This is a genomic window from Legionella worsleiensis (genome assembly GCF_001467535.1).
Lineage (GTDB): Bacteria > Pseudomonadota > Gammaproteobacteria > Legionellales > Legionellaceae > Legionella > Legionella worsleiensis.
This window is the reverse complement of record NZ_LNZC01000002.1, coordinates 115,161-136,359: the sequence shown is the minus strand read 5'-3', so window position 1 is coordinate 136,359 and position 21,199 is coordinate 115,161. Positions and strand designations below refer to the sequence as shown.

Here is a 21,199-nt window from a genome sequence, read left to right as displayed (position 1 = left end):
GAGTTGTATCATGATGAAAAAAAATAAAAACCAACCAACAAAACTAATGGAATACTTTCCCTCTTTTAATCTAAGACATCAAGTTTTATTCCTTACACTTTTTTTACTTTACTTAATTTATTCAGATTATTTTTAAAAGGTTATTTTGCTTTTAAATTTTTTAGAATGATGTGATGGATTTTGTAAAGGATTATCTCGTGAATAAAACGTTGTTATTTTTTGTTATTTTTTTTATTAATTCCTCAGTGTCTTATGCTCGACCGCAAGTGCAGATGATGTTTACGGCTAGTCCACCATCGACTGTTTTTTTGGGGGAAACGGTGCGAATTCCAATGCAAATGGATTGGTGGGCATCAGTCAAGATTTCATTGCATAATGGGCAATGGACTTTACCAGCAGGTGTTAGCATCGAATACATTACTGGATATTGCCCCACATTAATGAGCAGTATAATTTTAAATTATCCTTATACCTGTTACTTTAACATAGTTATTTCGGGTAATTCCTTTGGATCAGTTTTTGGACCTCTGGGATTCGATGGTTGCAAATCTTGCTCTGGCATAGAGCATGTGTTTTACACACCGCCTTTTTTAGTTAGAGTAATTCCTCATGCCATATCGATGTCTGCAATTCCAATTCAAGAAGCCACTGCTAATACATATTTTGAATATAACCTTAAATCAGCAGTAAAATTTTATAATGAAAATACTAATGCGGGTTTCCCTCCATATGGCATTATTACACCATCAAAGCTAGATGGATTACGTTTTGATCAGAAAAAATTTTCTATTGTTGGAACACCAACGCACCCAGGTACTTATCTGTTTAAAGTTGGAGCACAAAATACATATGGTACTGCAGCACAAGTAGATTTGAGGATACAAGTTCAAGTTAATGCAAAAGATAAGCCTGTTTTTAAACGAAACCATCCAATTCCAGGTGCCTCTCCTGGTGAAAAATACTCTTTAAATCTTATGGAGTTTATTGAACCACAAGCCGGGTTCATGCAGACCAATCAGATTTCAGTTCGAATTGATGAGAGCAAGAGTTATCCCGAATGGCTAAAAGTTTTAGATGGGGCCTTGCTTGAGGGTATAGTACCTTCAGACCAGGCTGGCAAAGAAGTACAGGTTACACTTGTTGCCTCTTCAAATACCGGGGGAGATTGCTTAGAACCCTTGACGCTCAAAATTCCTGTTGCTCATGATCCAACCAAAAAACCAGTAGTTAATCCGTTTAAATTGGAAAAATTGGCAAGATCAGATATTTATGACGATTTGTCTGGTTTCATTAGCGATCCTGCTCACGATCCTGATCTTAAATTAATTTTAGAGAAGGTCGAGCCCGCAGTAACCTGGCTAAACATGTCTTCGCTTAACCCAATGGTATTGGAAGGCACTGTTCCAGATGATGTTACAGGTCAAAAATATTTACTGACTTTTCGTGCAAGTACTCCTACTGGTGGTAGCTCTGATCCTGTAACTATTCCCTTGCAAATCAGTAAAAATCCACGCAGTGCACCACGGTTTAAATCTGATACGCCCATATTGCCCATGCTTTATTCAGGACAGCCATATATTTATGATTTTACAGCAAATAATGATGTATATCCTGAATATGAACAAATTCCTTATACAATTAAATTTGCTAAAGACTTTACGCCACCAGCCTGGTTGCGTTTAGAAGACAATAGGCTGATTTCAGATTATGTCCCAGAGAATATTAGTCGATTAGTTAATATCAAAGTAGTCATTAAAAATATACCCGGTGGTAAATCTGGAGAAATTCAATTGATATTACGAGCAATGAAATAGCATTTTTTAAAATTTTAGACTTTAGAGCACGTTTGTTAGAACGTGCAGATTAATCGGATAATTTAAAAATTCATATCAGGATGTATTATGACACAAATATTCACCGGAGAAGGGTTGGGTCTGCAAGGTTCCTCATTAGGTCTGGGTGGTTATGGACCAAAAGGTATTGCGGCATTAGGGCAGAGTGGTGAGTCTGTTTACGTCAACGCAGCAAATGGCAATTTGGTTTTGCGCCAATCTGATGGCTTTCTAGCCGATATTGGGTTTGGTCTGGATTTATTCCAAACCTACAATTCGATGGGGGATTCGGGATCAAATTGGCGCTTTAACATGCAATCCAAATTAGAAATCTCAGGTGAACCTAATGTTTCTGGTGCAACTGTCACACGTGTTTCTGAAGACGGTCACACAAGTCGTTTTGTTTATGATGCCAAAAAACAATGCTATATACCAGAAGAGGGCGGGACTGCTCGTCTTACTTACAGTCAAAATGGCTGGATCTATCGTGAGGGAGCACAAAAAACTTCGTGTCATTACAATCTGGAAGGCCAACTAAGTGAAATTTGCGATTTGGATGGCCATAGTGTTGCATTTACTTATGATCACGAGCAATTGATCGGGATAACCGACAGGAGCGGGAAGCAAACCATTACTTGGTCATTTCGGAATGGTTTATTACGTGAAGTAAAAACCATCAGTGATGGAGTTACGGTACATAAGTTGAGTTATGAATACGATGATCAAGGACGGTTACATAAGGTAAGCCGTGATTTAGGTCAGGGAAAGACCTTCTGGATTACTTACAATTATGTTGGCGATTCTAACAGAATCAGTGACATCAAACAGTCCGATGGGACGGCTCTTCACATAGAGTACGATGCTCAAGGCAGAGTAAAAAAGTTGGTTGATGGTGAGGGTCGAATTAGTCTTTACGATTATCAAAAAGGAAAGACAACAGTAACTAATGGTTTGGGTGAGTCCTGGACCTATTATTATGACGAACACAATAAACTGACCGGTATAGATGGGCCTGAGGAATACAGGATCCGTTATTACTATGAAGGAGCTTTATTAAGTTCTATTGTTCAGGGTAATCAGGTCTGGAATTTTCGTTACAACGAAGAAGGTGATTGCGTCTGGATTGAAGAACCATCAGGCCAGGTGACGCAACGAGTTTATGATTCAGCGCATCATGTCATTTCTGAAACCAAATATCAACGCTTTGATGGGAACCATCATCCAGTAAAGCCGCAAACTACCCGATATGTTTATGATGAACGAGGTCATTTACGTTTTACAATCGCAGCCGACGGAACCGTTACTGAACGGCGTTATGATGAAGAAGGACAATTAACCAGTACACGTTGTTATTTACGAACTGGTTATGAAGTGGAATCCATGGGGCAGGATGAGTTACTTGGGATACAGGAATTAGAATTCTGGGTGACCAGACAAAATCCTCAGGACACCAGTTTGATTGATTTTCGCTACGATTGGCGTGGTCAACTTATTGAAGAACTGCATTACGCTCAGGTCGATTCACAAGGGCATGGAATTAATTCCAGCGCAGTCACTACTCGTTGCCGTTACGATGCAGCAGGACGTTTGGTAGAAAAAAGTAATCTTGTTGATGGGGAGTGGTGTATTACTCAATATTTTTATGATGATTTGGGGCGTCTTACTCAAAGCATTGACAATCAAAACCACAGTCAACGTTTTGAATATGATGATGCGCATCAGCGAGTGATTCAAACCGATGCTAATGGGTTACAAACCGTGCGTTTATATGACAGAAGCGGTTTATTGCTTTCAGTCATGCGCTTGGACAGCAGCCATGCTTATGGCAGTACGATTTACAAATATGATGCAGCGGGTCGATTGATTGCAGAAACTGGTGTTGATGGTCTGACTACCTATACATTTTATGATCATCAAGGACGAATTCAGGCTCAAGTGAGTTCCAGCGGTCAGTTGACAGAATTTTTTTATAATGATGAAGGTTTGCTTTTAAAAAAATGTCAGTACGAACAACATGTTTCAACCCTTGGCTGGTTGGAACATATTCCAACTTTTGAATCGATTAAACCAAAATTCAGTTCCAATGATCGCATCACGCAAATTGTTTATAATAAATACAATCAAGTGGCTTATCGCATCGATGCGCAGGGCGCTGTGATTGGTTATGAATACAATGCCCAGGGTCAAGTAGTTGCAACTACTGCTTACGCAAAAAGGCTTTACCCGTTTAGTCCAAATCAATTACTGACTTGGGACAGCATTCACTTGGTTTCAGATGACGCAGATAGAAAAGTTTACTACTACTATAATATACTAGGACAATTAGAAGCCAAGCTTGATGGTGAGGGATATGCCACTGCGTATCATTATGACCGCCAGGGTAATCTGATCGAAACCATCCGTTACATTAACCCGGTAACAAACCAATTTAGTGAGGATTGGTCGCAAGACAAACCGAATGCTTCAGGACGTGATATTCACCTTTACAGCCTTTATGATGCACGCGGACTAAAAGTAGCTGAAATTGATGGTGAAGGATATCTTACTGAATATCGTTATGATTCAAGAGGTTTGCTGCAAGAAAAGTGCTCATACGAAAAAGCAATTGAGCAAAGTATTTTAATTAATGAAACAACGACATTAGAACAAATCCGCCCGCAAGCACAAAATAATGATCATCTTATCACATATCAATACAATGATTTGGGTTTACTAGTTCAAGAAAAAAGCCACACCGGCCTAATAACTACTTATGATTATGATGAAATGGGTCAATTAGTAGTAAAAACCTTAACTGATGAGCAAACCCATCTGGCAAGGCAACAACGCTATCGGTACGATGCTTTGGGGCGTGTTATTCAAAGTCTTAATGAAGTTGGGTGTGCTTTGTTAGAGAAAGGGTATTCCTCTCAAGAGCAAATCGAGTTAATTTGGCAAAAACACAGCAGTTCTTTTGAATACAATAATTCCGGTTTATTGCTGAGTAAAACCAATGCGTTGAAACAGACAACCCGTTATTTTTACGATGAAGCGCAACAACTAAAATATACAGTCAATTCTGATGGTGCAGTGCTGGAAACCGAATACAACTCCTTTGGTCAGGTTGCATCAACCCGGGCATATGGTGCTTATTTAGAAATCAATCCGTCTGAATTAAGTACTGATGAGTTAAGTCAGCATATACAAGCACTAAAAGACGATCGTTATGATGAATACACTAGCTATGAGTACAATACGATTGGCCAGGTAATCGCACAACACAATGGAAAGCGAGGTCAGGTAAGAATTCAATATAATGTTTTTGGTGAAATAGAATTTAACAGTAAACGCATTGACAGCACTAGATCAACTGATGCTGTATTTGAATACGATAAACGAGGTTTGTTAATCCGGCGTATCGATGATGTTGGAGGATTATCAAAGACAAGCGAGTTTCGTTATGATGCTTTTGGTTGGGTCAATTCGAGGATTGATGGAAATCTTAACCAAATCGGATATGAGCTTAACAAACGTGGAGAGCAAATAACCATAACCAATGCCAGTAATCAATCCAAATTGATTAGCTATGACGCCTTTGGGAGAGTTTTAACCGAATCAGATTATTCTTCGTCTAAAATTATAAAAATTTTTAGTTATGATGATAAAAATAAAAGCATTACGTTGTCTAATCCTCACGAAAATACACAGGTAATAACACAATTTAATGCCTTTGGAGATAAGGTTTCAATAAAAGATGCTAATGGTTACGTCACCGATTTTCATTATAACGAACAAGGGCAATTGGCTCGGGTAGATTCTCCAGAAGAGACTTTTAAAGAATATAAGTATGATGAGGTAGGTCATCTAATTTGGCAGCACGATGCAGGTGGACAAGTTATTGAGTACAGTTACGATGCGGCAGGCCATCTTTTGTCAAAAACAATTGATCCCAATCATTTAAAAATAACGACCCTTTATCAATACGATGCCTTGGGCAGACAATTACAAATCACCGATGCAAATGGCGGTATTAAACAATTCGTGTATGACGATCAGGGTAATTTAATAAGGACGTGTGTTGATCCAAGCGGGTTGAATTTAGTCACCGAGTTTACCTATGATGACCGAGGCTTAATCTTAAAGCAAACAGAAATTAATTCACAGGGTGTAAATAAATCCACGGCTTATGAGTGGGATAATTTAGGGCGTCGAACAGCGACTGTAATCGATCCTGACGGCTTAAAATTGACAACGACCTATCAATACGATGCCAATGACAATTTAGTGTGTCAAACTGATGCAAACCAACACAGCACTCACTATGTCTATGATGCATTGAATCGATGCCGTTATCAAATCAATGCTCGTGGCGTAGTTACTGAGCATCTGTATGATTCTAATGGTTATGAAAAAGAAACGGTTGTTTATGCTAATCCTGTATCCCAATTGTCACAATATGATGAAACGACTTTAAAATCTGCTTTAAAAAAAGACGAACAACACGATCACTATCAATTTCGTTTATTTAACACTAATGGTCAAGTTCTTGCCAGTTATGATGCTTTAGGTTACGTTACCACCTATTCTTATGACGGTAATGGAAATCTGATTCATATTCTTCAGTGTGATACTCCTGTTTCCCTTGACGAGATGCGTAAGGGAGGCCGACCTAAATTATCAAATGCTGAGGGAAGAGGAACACATTATGTATTTGATGGATTAAACCAACTTCGTTTTACCTGCAGTACTAACGGATACGTTACGGAATCACGTTATGACAAGAATGGGCAATTAGTCAGCAGTACCAAGTATTTTAAATCATTAATTCTGAAAGATAATGCCAATTATACTTTAGATAATGTGATTCAAAAATTAACCCCGAATCCGCAATACGATCAAACTACTCGTTATACCTACGATAATGCAGGACGTTTGATTGCTGAGCTTAGTGCGGAAGGAATTGCCAAATCGTATCAATACGACAATTTGGGCCATGTCGTTGCCAGTACCATTCATTCTACACGAACGGCGTACAGCAATGGTACGTTCAAAATCATTGCCAGTACAAACGATAGGACCAATCATTTTGTTTATGATGCAGCAGGTCGTGAAGTCTATCGCATCAGCAGTGAGGGTCGGGTAGTTGAGCGTCGCTATGATGGGGTTGGTAATGTGCTTGCTCAATTAACTCATTCAATACCGGTGCAGCTAAGTCAATATAACGAACATGACATTAAAAAGGCCTTGATTCAGGATCACGGGGCTCGAGAGACTGTCTATGAATACGATGCTGTCGGAAGACTTGTCTCTCAAGTCAATGCCGAACATGCTGCTACTTATTACACTTATGATGCTGAAGGTAATGTATTAAGTAAGACTGAAGCCAATAAAGCCGTATGGACTTATCAATATGATGAAGTCAATCAACTTGTAGAAACCCGCTCACCCAGCATCAAAGTCACTACGGCTCGAGGTCAGGAATGGCGATCTGTAGTAACTCGCAACAGTTACGACAGCTTTGGGAATGTCATCGCAGTTATTCGCGATGCTGAAGGTCAAAAGCAAACGGTGCTTTACGAGTTTGATAATAAAAATCAAAAAATTAAAACGCTTTATCCAGATGCCAAAGTGAATTCCTCAACTGCCCAAGCCTCCAGTCAGCGACAAGAATTTACTCAGACTTTAGTTGAAGAAATTCAATATAACGCTTTTGGCGAGGTGATAGCAAGCAGTGATAAAGCCGGTCACTGGAAACATTATGTGTACGATAGCCAAGGATTATTGGCTTATAATATCGATACTCTTGGTGGGATAACGTACTTTCAGTATAACTCTTTGGGACAAGTCGTCAGCAAAACTCTGTATGCTAATCGATTAGAAGCGGGTACAGGTTTTAATTACACCGCAGCTGAAGTAAGTAAGTCATTAATCAGCAGCAGCTCCGACCGGCATGAGTATTATACTTATAATTTAAATAATCAAGTTATAGAGGTTAGCCGCGATCCGGTTCTGATGTATAATCCTATAACTAGGCGTTACGATAAAACAATCAATCCTGCTACAAAAACTCTGTATAATGCCTTTGGTGAAGTTATCAAATCTTCAGTACGAATAAATGAGTCTGAATGGGCGGATACCTATACCTATTACGACAAGGAAGGGCATACTACGGCAGTTGTTGATCCGGAAGGATACCTGACCACATATCAGTATAATGTATTTGGTGACGTTGATACCATGACTGAATATGCTTTGGCAGCTCGTGACTGGAATACCGAACATTTTACTCCGGGTCAAACCAGTACAAAAGACAGAACAGTCACTTATACATATGATGCTTTGGGTCAACTCACCGCTAAAACATTAAAGCAAGTACGTTATGAGCGCTTAAAATCTGGCACTAATTCTTATGAAACACTTACTGGCGATCTCACCACAACCTACAGTTATGATGCGCTTGGTCACTTAACATCGACTACTGATGCAAAGGGCAATACTGCATATTGCTATTATGATGAGTTAGGGCAATTAATAGCCAAGGTAGCTCCTCAGACTCGGGAAGGTCGAGGAGTAACCACTTATTCTTATGATGCCTTAGGGCATCTAGTAGAAACACGACGATGGGCTCAAGGTGCTGGAGAAGCAGATGTGGATCACTTTATATTAAAGGGTGCTTCCAGCCAGGACGTTGTGACGAGACAAGAATACGATAATCTGGGACATCTCATTATCGAAACGGATGGATCAAACCATCAGGTTAATTACAGTTATGATGCTAATGGTAATTTGGCACGCAGTTGGCAGACCTTAAAACAGGTTGACGGTAGCACATTTATTCAAGATAAACGATATAGTTATGATAGTGAAGGCCATTTGTTGCAAACTGCAACCTTTAAAAATTCAGGTGGTTTGCATACTGAAGACACCCAATACAATACTTTTGGCGAAGTAGTAGCTAAAGGCAATAACGGCGAATACAGAACTCATTACGACTATGACCGTCTTGGTCGTGTTTGGCGTTCTAACACCCAGGGGTATTATCAGATTTTTGTTTATGATTTAACTGATAAAGTCACTCAAGTGGTGACTTCCAGTAATATTTTTAGTTCTGAAAAGAATCGATATGGATTAGATTTATCAGATGACTCCTTTGAAAATGCAGATTCTTTTGAAAAAGATCGTTACGAATATGAATTGCAAAGACAGAGCAATATTTACGATAAATCAGGTCGTTTGATAGGCCAAAGAAAAGAGTACAGTGTTAATTCCTCTGAAAAAGAAAGAGAAGTCTATTTACAAAACGCTATTCAATCACAAAGCTTAGATCGATGGGGTAATCTGTTATCTCATACTAATGCTTTGGGGTACGTCACCCGATATGAATACAATGCATTCAACCAGCTGATTCAACAAGAGTTGCCCGAGGTGAGCGTCGTTGATGAGCATGGTGTGGGGCGAAAATTAAAGCCAGTTAATTTATATGCCTATGATGAACTGGGTCAAGCTATAGCTATGATTGATGCGAACGGCCATGCGGTAAGTAAAGAGTATGATGCTCTGGGGCGAGTTATTTTAGAGCTTGATGCCAAGGGAAATAAACGTATTCGTCAGTATAATTTGCTGGAACAATTGACTACCTTGACCAATGAACTGGGAGGGATAACCAGTTACACTTATGATCAATCTAATCGATTAATCGCTGTGCAAACACCTAAAACGTATCAGAAGTATGAATATGATGAAGCCGGTGAATTGATTAAGCAAATTAATGGCGAGAACGAGACGAGCAGTTTTTGGTATGATACTACTGGTAATCAAATAAAGCGCCGGGATACTCGTGGCATGGAAACTTATTACGAATATGATGATGCCGGCCATAAGACTAAAGAAACCGATGCTAACGGACGCAGTCAATCATGGAATTATGATGCTCAGGGGAGGTTAAAGCAGCACACTGATTTAGGTGGGCATGTCACATCTTATGATTATAATTCGAATGGATTATTGCTTGAAGAAACTTCTACCGCTGGAAAACATGTTAAATATCACTATCAAGGTGATGGAGCATTAATTCAATATGTAGATGAAGCACTTCATGAAACGGTAAACTACAGCTATGATGTTGAAGGACAGATGATCAGTAAAGAATCGAGTCGAGGAGATACTCTTGAGGATGGTTGGATAAGAGAAACTGATCATTATGAATATGATGCATTAGGACGACTGGTTCAGGTCAGACGCAGAAATCCAGAGGATATCGACAATCGATTTCCAGATAAAGATCATGCGTTATTGTCCATTGATTATGAATATGATGCGGTAGGAAATATCCGTCATACCCATGTTAGCACCAATTATACAGGATATCATTCAGTAGAGAGTGATGATTATTATCTGTTTGATGAAAACAATCGTTTGACAGTCAATAAAGGGCAGTTGGTCAATGGTCAAATTATGATGACCAGCAGCCAGGGCACTACCACAACTTATGATGCGGCAGGAAATATTCAAAAGGCATCGAAGTATGAGCAAGGTCAATTGCAAAATTACAGCTATGTCTACAATAATGATAATCAATTGGAGCTGATTCAAAAGAATGGTGTGAATCTCCAATCCCGATTTTATGATAGATCAGGCAGAGTTGTTCAAGAAAACAATTTTGATGTTAATGGTAATTTAGCGCAACAAAATATTATGTCTTATGATAAGGGCTTACTGAAAGCGCAAAGCACCTTGAGTAGAAAGAATGTTGAATTATCCAAAACGACCTTTGATCATGATAATGTGGGTAATTTGACTGAATTAAAGATGCGAACCAAGGATCAGAATTCCAATTTAAGCTTTACCGTGACCCATTATTACGGTTATGAATACTGGGATAATTATCAGCAAAATAGCGATACAGTAGTTCAAATTGTTGATCAGGGAGGATCAAGCACAGGAAAAAGTACTAAAGCTTATGATGTAAATGGCCATTTAAAAGAATCAACAGATGAACAAAGCAATAGCAGTACCTATTATTTGAACAGTAGTGTTGAGGGAATTAAGGCACGAAAAGATAAGGAGGGTCAAACCAGTTATTTAACGGTTGCCGGAAAAACCATAGGTGATTTACGGTTGGATAATACAGGAGTCCAGCATCTTAATGTTTATGGAGGATTTACACCAACGGGAACCCAGCAAAAAGCCCCGGTCGAAATCGATCAAATTGGGGCAAAACATGGTGCGGAATTATACAGTAACGATGGCGTTTTACCCGAAGCACCACAAGACAATTTAGGTGCATACACTTTGCAAACAGGAGATACTTTAGAACGTATTGCGCTGCAAGTCTATGGGGACAGCAGCTTGTGGTATGTTCTTGCCGACGCTAATGGCATCAGCGATAGAAATGCCCAGGCAGAAAGCGGTGGCCAACTTCATGTCGGTCAACGATTGAATATTCCTCCCGTTGCTAGCGATCAGCAGCACACTAATCGTACCCACAAGAAACTCAATGCAAATCAGGTTCTGGGAAATACCAGTGCTACCGCAAAAGGGATAATGATCCAATCCGCATCGCCACCCACACCTAAAAAAAATAATGGGATTTTTGCAAAAATTGTGGTAGGTGTTATTGGCGTAGTAGCTACGGTAATGACCGCAGGGATACTCGGTGCATTAGCGGGAGCAAGTATTGCGGGGTCTGGTGGTATATTGGCCTTGGGTTCGGCTGTACTGGCAGGTACGGCAGGGACATCGTTTGGGGTCACGTTGGGAGTTGGTTTTGCGGCAGGATTTTTAGGTAATTTACTCAGTCAGAATGTTGCCAAGGCATTGGGTGTGCAAGACCAGATTAACTACAAAGGGGCTCTAATCACAGGCTTGGCCACTGCAGCAACGGCAGGGTTTTTAAGAGGAATAAACAGTAGCTCTTCCCACAAAAGCTTGATAAGCGATCTGGATAATTTATCGGTTTCGAAAACATTCAGTGTTTCAAGAGCCGTACAAATGATGGAACAGAACGCCCTAAGCCAGGGCATTAGTCTTGCCGTGCAAAAACACCAACATTTCGACTGGGCGCAACTCGGAGCAGCCGGTCTTACCGGAGGCCTGATGGGCAGTTCAATGGGGAAAGATTTTAATCAAAAATTAAACCAACTGGACAGAGGCACCGGAATTCTTAGCGCAGAAGTGAATGCCCTAACCCGTTCAGGAGCAGAATCAGCAGCAACAGGCGCCCATTTTAATGCAGTAGATGTTATGACGGATAATTTGGGTAGTTCCCTAGGTGATAGCTTAGTCGGTTTAGCCAGAGTACCTGAATTCCCTGAATCTGAAGAAATAGAGTTTATGGATGAAAATTATCTAACTGACAACGTTCTTGATATGATTCATCCTGAGAGGACTGAGGATAAAGTGTATTTAAATTATATAGGCAAGTTATTAGAAGACGGTGGCGGTTATGGTGACTCTTCATTTGAGTCTGATTTGTCAAAATTAGGTAATGAATTTGATGACTCGAAGCATACAAGCAGAGTTTATTGGGACTCTATGGATAGACAAATGAAAGATTATGTTGAAAATATTTCCGAACGATTGGGTTTAACGTTAAACGATAGCGACAAAAAAGTTGGACTATGGACTATAAAAGCTAAGCATTTAGCCGATCCATATCCCATCCCTATTGTACAAGCAATATCAGATGCAGAATTAACCGATAAAGACTCGCTTAGTCTCAAACAAATTAGAGATATTATTGCTAAGAACAACATTAATTTATTGGGTGAAAAATATCAGGCTGATAAAGTGATATACGAAGCTGCACAAACCTATAAAATCAATCCTAAAGCTTTACTAGCAACACTGCAGCAAGAGCAATCTTGGGCTAGAAATGGAAGGGAGGATAAAGCTATGGGAATAGGTCCAGAAGGACATCCCATAGGATACAAATTTAAGATTGCAATTGAAAAAGCCGCAAAAATTTATAGGCATTGGTTTAATTTTGGAACAGAAAATATGCAAAAAATTAAGCAAAATGGTTTAATAATAAATGAGTACAATGGCGCTCGTTTTAATTATAGGCCTCGAACAGCTGCAGAATTTTCTAAATTAAAATATACACCATGGACATATTATCCCCCCCAAAAAAGCCGACCTTATGATCAGTGGGTTTCTTATTTTAGGAGTTTTAAGTGAATAAAATAATCAGATATTTTTTTGTGTTTTTCATTTTTATCAGTAGTCTGGCTAATGCAAGCGCAGTTAAAGATGGTGTTTTTATTGATACTATGTTTTTAAACGATTACGTAGTTAATGTTTTCTCAAACTCTGATGATTCTCGTAAAATAGCCGATTCATTTTCAAAAAAAGACTCTATGATATTATATTACGCAATAATTGGCGTAATTAATCCGACAAAGAAAATGTATGATGTAAAAATTGTTTGCGTTGACTCTAAAGGTAATCCTGTGTTGCAGAGTACTGTTAAGCAATCTCTTAGTGGTTTTACACGTCATGTAGGTGGAGACATTATTAAAGAATATACGCAAACTTTGAGCATGGATCCTAAGATTGGTGCAATGGTAAAAGATCAGATTGTACCGTTAAAAAATGGAGATTATTTCATTAAATTATATTTTGAAAATAAACTAATTGGTATTACAAGATTTGATTATTCTATTATTGATTGAATTTTGCCTTAATCTGAAGCAACTTTTTGAATAAGTTCGGTTTTCAAGCTTTTTTGGACATGAGAATTTTAAACAAAACCTAAAAAAATGCCCATGATTCCTGTAGTGACTGCCTTTAATCAAGACTATCATTTAGGCTAGTCGCATTATGCTCTGGATAAATAGGATATCGTTTTTTTGCAGTAAAGGTCAACTTTCATATGGCATAAAAATACACAAAATCAGTAGTGTAAATAATATTGACAAAGATGGCAGGGCATATGAAACAGTATTGCACTGATTATAGATAATAATGAAAAAAATCCGGGATATTTTGGAGAAAAAAGATGAGGTTTTATTGCAGTGAACATAGTATCATTCATAAAAATTCGCCCCTACGATCATTAGGTTTCATACTATAGGACTTTTTAATGAATAATATAAAAAAATGGTTGATGCTTCTTTTAATATTGGTATGTGGATTTGGCAGGGCGGAGTTAATAAAAGATGGTGTTTTTATTGATACTTTGTCAATAACTGATTCTTACATTATAGGTCTTTTGAATTCATTTGAACCTGGCTCTAATTTATATTCATTTACAAATAAGGACTCTATAATATTTTATTTCGCAGTAATTGGCGTAATTAACCCGACTAAGAAAATGTATGACGTAAAAATTGTTTGCGTTGACTCTAAAGGCAATCCTGTGTTGCAGGGGACAGTTAAACGATCTCTTAAAGAATTTACACGCCATGTAGGTGGAGACATTATTAAAGGGTATACGCAAACTTTGGGTATGGATCCCAAGCCTGGTGCAATGGTAAAAGATCAGATTGTACCGTTAAAAGATGGAGATTATTACATTAACTTATATTTTGAAAATAAATTAATTGGTATTACAAAATTTCATTATTCTGTTATTGATTAAATTAGTTTTGATTTAATCTGAAGCAAATTTTTGAACAAGTGCGATTTTCCAGTTTTGATAGATATGAGAATTTTTAACAAACCCCAAAAGAAATTCAATGCAAATCAAGTTCTAGGAAATACCAGTGCTACAACAAAAGGTCTAATGATCCAATCCGCATCGCCACCCACACCTAAAAAAAATAATGGGATTTTTTCAAAAGTTGTGGTGGGGATTATCGGTGTGGTAGCCACAGTAATGACTGCAGGGATACTCGGTGCCTTAGCGGGAGCAAGTATCGCCGGGTCTGGTGGTCTATTGGCCTTAGGTTCTGCTGTACTTGCAGGTACGGCAACAACCACGTTTGGAGTCACTTTGGGGGGCGGTTTTGCGGCAGGATTTTTAGGTAATTTGCTCAGTCAAAATGTTGCTAAGGCAATGGGTTTGCAAGATTAGATTAACTACAAAGGGGCTCTAATCACAGGCTTGACCACATCAGCTTATAAATTACAAGAAGCTGGATATGCAGGACATAACCCAAATTACGCAAAAGCACTGATTGCAGTTGCAAATGGCCCCACAATGAAAAAAGCTCTTGATTTTGCGAGAAAATACCATGGATATTAAAAAATTTAAGATTATTCTTTTAATCTTAATATATGTTTGGATAAAAGCATCTGAGGCTTCAGATAAAATTATTGTCGAGCGCTATGAAAACTGGACTCATCCAATTTTAAAAATATTTAAACAATACGGTATTTTACCCTATGAGGTAAGTTATTCTCCGGATGGTACTTGCGTAACATTTTACGCAAAGTTTAAATATTCCCCTGACCCAAGAGCTCCCAATGCAGGAGAATTTTACAAAGTTTATTCAGAGGCAATCGCTGCAAACTCAAATTTTCCATATGTATTAGTTGATAATGAAGATGAGATGCAAATAAATGTTGGCTGGAGAGATAAAGATAAACAATCAATGTTTGTAGATATTGATGATCTCAACTCCGATTCAATCTGTAAGACGGGTTAATGAGAAGTATTTGGTAAAAGAATTTACAGGGTGTATTATGGGTGTAACAATCTTGAAGGTATTATTGTTTCTATTATGTATTTTAAATATACAAATAAGTGGAGCTGCTCCAAAGATTTTAATAAAGCGCTATGAAAATTGGAGTCATCCGGTTTTGTCAGTATTTAAAAAAAATAGGATCAATCTGTCAAAAGTCAGTTATTCGGTGGATGGTACTTGCCCTACATTTCATGTAATATTATATAAAAATCATGAAGTTAAGGATCTCACTACTCCTGATTATAATTCACTTTATTCTGAACTATTAAAAGCAAACTCTTATTTTCCTTATGCTCTGGTTGATGAAAAATATAATGTTAAAATTAACGTGGGCTGGAGGGATAAAAATCACAAGACTATGGCGGTGGATGTAAAAAAAATGCCGTCAGTTTCTTTGTGCTTAGGTAATGAACATGCTCACGTTGATGATTATGCGAATTATGATCCTTTCACTGTTGATAAGGATATGAAAAACCGAATCATGAATTCGCCTTTTAGTGCAGAATTGCGTAGAGGTGATGGCAAAAAATTTATAGTTTACATCTATGCCAATAATGAACAAATTAAATCTGAAGAAAACTACGATTGTGATGGAAAAATTAAACAGGAAATGGTAAAAACTGGCAATTATTATCTTTATCTATACGATGTTTCTTCTAATTCATTTTATCCAGGCAGAATACCTATTTTTAATGAAGATTATAAAAACAGAATGAATGTGTTAGGAGCAAACATTTTTGTCTTATCAAGTGATGATAAGAAACAATCCGATGTTTTGTTGATTAGTCAGTTTGGTAGTTGCAGTGGTGATCATTTTGAGGCTTATGGTTTTACTGAAAATCAACTATTTCTAAAAAAATATTTTTTTATTGCCCAAGAAAGAAAAGAACAGTTTATAGGATATATTAAAAAAGACAAAAAAACTGGAAAATTACTTGCTTATGGGAAATATAACACCATGAAATCACAAAATTTAAATATATTTATATCAAAAACTCCAGGGGCTGTGCAGCTTCAACCATATAAGAATGAATTAGTGGTAAAGAGAGGGGGGTAAAATGAAAGTCTATAATATTTATTTTTTAGTGGCTCTATATTTTATCCCAACTTGCTTCTATGCAAAAACCTAGGAATACAGAGGTAAATGTACATATCAATGATATATGAAATATATAGTTCTCAATTTACTGTTTTTATGACGCCTAATAGTTTGTATGAAACACTATTAGATGTTCATAACGAGGCGGTATGGATTTCTGAACATTGGAAAAAGTAAGAAGATTTAATTGTTTTTGCACAAAGATAATTGGCCTTAGCTTGGGAGTAAGACTTAGATACCCAAGGATGCGATATTTACATGAATTTGATGTGCTCCATGAGAAGTGATCCTCAACGGATTGTCTAATTTTGTCGAGTTTCACATGGATACAAATTTGGGGGAGTCTTTAAATTATTTTTTTTAACTATTATGTGATAAACAAAGGCAGTAATTCACGCTGGCCGCAATTGATGATGAAAAAATTATTTATTTGGGTTTGATTACGTAACTTGAATCTACAAAAAGGGAAGCCTGTAAGTTTGTTTATAACTGACCAGAAAGGAAGCTATTTTGATTGCGCTTCTTGAGCAGCAACAAAATATTCTAAATTTAAACAAATACCATGGATATTTTATACCCCCCATAAAAGTCGACCTTATGACCACTGATTTTCATATTTTAGGAGTTTTAAGTGAACAACATATTCAGATATTTTTTTGTGTTCTTTATCTTTATTAGCAGTCTAGCTAATGCAACCGCAGTAAAGGATGGTGTTTTTATTGACACCATGCTTTTAACCGATCACATAGTTAATTTTTTATCAAACCCTGATGATTCTGGGAGTAGAGCCGATTCATTTTCAAATAATGACTCTATAATATTTTATTTCGCAATAATTGGTGTAATTAATCCGACAAAGAAAATGTATGATGTAAAAATTGTTTGCGTCGACTCTAAAGGCAATCCTGTGTTGCAGGGGACTGTTAAACGATCTCTTAGTGATTTTACACGTCATGTAAATGGAGAAATTATTAAAGGGTATACACAAACTTTGAGCATGGATCCTAAGATTGGTGCAATGGTAAAAGATCAGATTGTACCGTTAAAAGATGGAGATTATTACATTAACTTATATTTTGAAAATCAATTAATTGGTGTTACAAAATTTCATTATTCAATTATTGATTAAATTAATTTTGATTTAATCTGAACACATGTTAAAAAAGTGCAGTTTTCTGGTTTTAATAGACATGCAAATTTTAAACAAAACCTAAAAGCAATGCCTATGATTCCTGCATTGAATGTCTTTTATCAAGACTGTGATTTAGGGTAGTCGCATGATGCTCTGGATAAACAGGATATTGGTCTTTTACAGTAAAGGTCATCTGTCATATGGCATAAAAATATACAGAACTCATCGTGTTAATAATATTGACAAAGATGGCAAGGCTTATGTGAACAATATTGTACATATTCTGGATAATTATGAAAAAATCCTCGGATATTTTGGAGAAAAAGGATGAGGTTTTATTGTTTGTTAATTGGATTCATTTTTAGTATTGAGGTTTATGGAAATGTCCTTAAACCTTGTGAGGCAGTAGGTTTTGACAATCTTATCGAATACATAACTGTCTCGGATGGCCATTTAGGGCTTTCATTTTCTGACCCTCAAGAAGAGCCTAAGCTCATTGAACTGTTTAAAAAATGCATTCATACAGCAGCTGTTTGCATGGTAGATATTGAACTAAATCGAAAAGAAAAGATAGGGTATTGGATAAGTGAAGAATTTATTCCACCAGTAGATGGAAATTTTGATCCTGTAGAAAGAGAACTAATTTTTGCTTTGCTGCAATATATTGATAAAAAGAGTGGTGCTGGGGTTTGTATAGTCGCAAAAAATAATTTTGCTATGGCTATTCCCTGGCACGGTAGAAACTGGGTCGTGACTGATCAAGGTATCAATGATTATGAAATATACGGTTCTCAATTAACTACTGTTATGACGCCCAATAGCTTGTATGAAGCAATGTTGGATATTCACAATGAAGCGGTATGGATGTCTGAACATAGAAGAAAGTAAATGGATTTAATTGTTTTTGATCCAAGAGAATCGGTCTTAGCTTGGCATTGAGACTTAAAGACTTGAGGGGGCGTTATTTATATGAATTTGATGCGTTCTATGGAAAGTTATTCTCAACAGATTGTTTAATTTCGTTGACTTTCACACGGATATAAATTTTTTGGATCAAATCAGATTGTACCGTTAAAAAAACGGAGATTATTACATTAACTTATATTTTGAAAATCAATTAATTACTATTACAAAATTTCATTATTCTGTTATTGATTAAATTAGTTTTGATTTAATCTGAACACATGTTGTGTATTCCGGAGCGAAATGATCACCAATTCCGGCCGCATTTGATCGCAGATTCCGGAAACACTTGATCAGAGATTCCGGCATTACTTGATCGCCGATTCCGGAGCATTTGATCAGTGATTCCGGTTGTATTTGATCACCACCAACACTCATGATAAGACAATTTTTTATACACTATTCGTCTTGTAATCCAAGGCGAGATTATCGTGAGACCATTAAGTATGCGAAAAATTCAAGAAGTATTTCGACAGCATGAACAAGGACACAGTAACCGAGACATTGGGCGGAGCCTCAATATCAGTTCAGGAACTGTATCCAACTACCTGTATCGTGCACGTGTAGCGGGATTAACCTTAATTGAGGCACTGTCTCTGGGTGAGCAGGAGCTGTATGAGCGCTTATTTTTACCATCAAAGGCTAGTTCAACCCGGCGTGTTCTGCCGGACTGGGAGTGCATCCATGCGGAGTTGCGAAAAAAAGGGATGACGTTAATGGTACTGTGGCGAGAATACCGGGAATGTCATCCGGATGGTGTGGGTTATAGCCAGTTTTGTGACCGTTATAAGCGTTATATCAAGCAAATCAGCCCCGTCATGCGACAGGTTCATAAAGCAGGAGAAAAGGTTTTTGTTGATTATGCGGGTATGACTGTTCCATGGATAGAGCCGTCTACAGGAGAGATTCATGAAGCACAAGTCTTTGTAGCCAGTCTTGGTGCATCGCAATTTACCTTTGTTGATATCACAGAAAGTCAATCACTGGAACACTGGATTAGCTCCCATATTCGAATGTGGAACACCTTTGGCGGTGTCACCAAAATTGTAGTGCCCGATAACTTGAAATCCGGTGTGAGCAAGTCGCACCGTTACGACCCTGATATTAACGCAAACTATCAGCATGTCAGTGAGCACTACGGATTCGCTATCGTTCCGGCTCGAGCCGCCAGGCCTCAGGACAAAGCCAAAGTTGAGAATGCTGTTGGATGTGTTGAACGCCAGATTCTTGCCCCGTTGCGACATCATACTTTTACCAGTATTGCTGAGATTAAAAAAGCCATTGCGCCCAAGCTTGCTGCCTTTAATCAACAGTCTTTTCAGAAAATGAATACCTCTCGCCTTGAGTTGTTCGAGACTCTGGACAAACCAGCGCTTCACCCTTTGCCCTCCGAGCCATACCACTATGCCGAATGGAAAAAAGCCAAGGTGAATATCGATTATCACTTTGTTTTTGACGAACATTATTACAGTGTTCCCTATCAGTACATTCATAAGACTATTGAAGTTCGTGCCAGTAGTTCCATGGTGGAATGTTTCCATGAGGGAAAGCGCATCGCCCTGCATACCCGCTCAAAAAAACGCTTTACACACACCACTTTGGCAGAACATATGCCCAGCAGTCATAAGGCACATGCCGAGTGGACGCCTGAGCGAATCCATCGATGGGCATTAAAAACGGGAGACGATACCGCCCGCTATATTGAATACATGATTGCAGCCCGGGCATTTCCAGAGCAAGCTTTTCGTTCCTGCCTGGGGTTGATGAGGCTTGCCCAGCGTTTTGGGGCAGACCGACTGGAGAGCGCATGCGCTATTGCTCTGGAAGCAGGAATGACACGCTATCAACAGGTAGAGCGTCTGCTGAAAAACAATATGGACTTGGTCAGGACGTCATCCAAAACGCCCACTCCGGTCATCCCTCATCACAACAACCTTCGTGGTTCTAATTACTACCAATAGGAGAAACAACCATGTTAAACAATCCAACACTTGATAAACTTCGTTCCTTAAAACTAACCGGCATGGCTGATGCGTTTACAGAGCAACTCAAAAGACCCGTTAATGAACTGGACTTTGAAGAACGGCTTGGTTTATTGGTTGAGCGTGAATATCTGTTACGTGACAATCGAAAAATGGAGCGAAGACTCAAACAAGCCAGACTACAGCTCAATGCCTGCATGGAAGATATAGACTTTAAGCATCCTCGTGGCCTTAACAAATCAGCCATGCTGGAACTGTTTCGCTGCCAGTGGGTATCACAACATCTTAATCTGCTGATTACCGGTCCAACTGGCTGCGGAAAAACATACATCGCCTGCGCATTAGCACATAAAGCCTGTATTACAGGATTCTCTTCCCGATATTACCGTCTTCCACGATTATGGAATGAACTTAAGATTGCCAAGGCTAATGGAAGCTATCCCAACTGGCTGGCATCCATCGCAAAAGTCGATGTACTCGTCCTGGATGACTGGGGACTGGTAGCACCGGATGAAGAACAGAGAAGAGATTTACTGGAAATCCTTGAAGACAGGTATCAAAAACGCTCAACCATCATTACCAGC

At 38.3% G+C, this 21,199-nt stretch carries 11 protein-coding genes; all 11 read left to right on the top strand.

Annotated elements, in window-relative coordinates:
* Positions 1-197 precede the first annotated feature (197 nt).
* Complete coding sequence (locus Lwor_RS00975; RefSeq protein WP_058491899.1) at positions 198-1,814, top strand: hypothetical protein; 1,617 nt, start codon at positions 198-200, stop codon at positions 1,812-1,814.
* Between the two features lie 87 nt (positions 1,815-1,901).
* On the top strand, positions 1,902-12,989 hold the full coding sequence (locus tag Lwor_RS00970) for a LysM peptidoglycan-binding domain-containing protein (protein WP_058491897.1): 11,088 nt from the start codon (positions 1,902-1,904) through the stop codon (positions 12,987-12,989).
* Complete coding sequence (locus Lwor_RS00965) at positions 12,986-13,483, top strand: hypothetical protein (protein WP_058491896.1); 498 nt, start codon at positions 12,986-12,988, stop codon at positions 13,481-13,483. Before Lwor_RS00970 ends, Lwor_RS00965 begins: the two co-directional genes overlap by 4 nt.
* A 410-nt stretch (positions 13,484-13,893) precedes the next feature.
* Positions 13,894-14,391, top strand: a complete 498-nt coding sequence (locus Lwor_RS00960) for a hypothetical protein (RefSeq protein WP_058491895.1) — start codon at positions 13,894-13,896, stop codon at positions 14,389-14,391.
* A gap of 63 nt (positions 14,392-14,454) precedes the next feature.
* Positions 14,455-14,826 carry a hypothetical protein gene (locus Lwor_RS00955; RefSeq protein ID WP_058491894.1) on the top strand — a complete coding sequence of 124 codons (372 nt, stop codon included), beginning with the start codon at positions 14,455-14,457 and terminating at the stop codon, positions 14,824-14,826.
* 160 nt (positions 14,827-14,986) lie between these two features.
* On the top strand, positions 14,987-15,400 hold the full coding sequence (locus tag Lwor_RS00950; protein WP_058491893.1) for a hypothetical protein: 414 nt from the start codon (positions 14,987-14,989) through the stop codon (positions 15,398-15,400).
* A gap of 10 nt (positions 15,401-15,410) precedes the next feature.
* Positions 15,411-16,496: a hypothetical protein gene (locus Lwor_RS00945; protein WP_147279848.1), complete on the top strand. Its 1,086-nt coding sequence runs from the start codon at positions 15,411-15,413 to the stop codon at positions 16,494-16,496.
* Positions 16,497-17,169: 673 nt separating this feature from the next.
* On the top strand, positions 17,170-17,667 hold the full coding sequence (locus tag Lwor_RS00940) for a hypothetical protein (protein ID WP_147279847.1): 498 nt from the start codon (positions 17,170-17,172) through the stop codon (positions 17,665-17,667).
* Between the two features lie 330 nt (positions 17,668-17,997).
* A complete protein-coding gene (locus Lwor_RS00930; RefSeq protein WP_058491885.1) occupies positions 17,998-18,558 on the top strand; it encodes a hypothetical protein in 561 nt (186 codons plus the stop codon).
* 521 nt (positions 18,559-19,079) lie between these two features.
* The gene (gene istA / locus Lwor_RS00925; protein WP_058491883.1) at positions 19,080-20,594 is read left to right on the top strand and encodes an IS21 family transposase; all 1,515 of its coding nucleotides are present in this window, start codon (positions 19,080-19,082) and stop codon (positions 20,592-20,594) included.
* 11 nt (positions 20,595-20,605) lie between these two features.
* Positions 20,606-21,199: ATP-binding protein (locus tag Lwor_RS00920; protein WP_058491881.1), on the top strand; the 594-nt coding region annotated here is incomplete at its 3' end.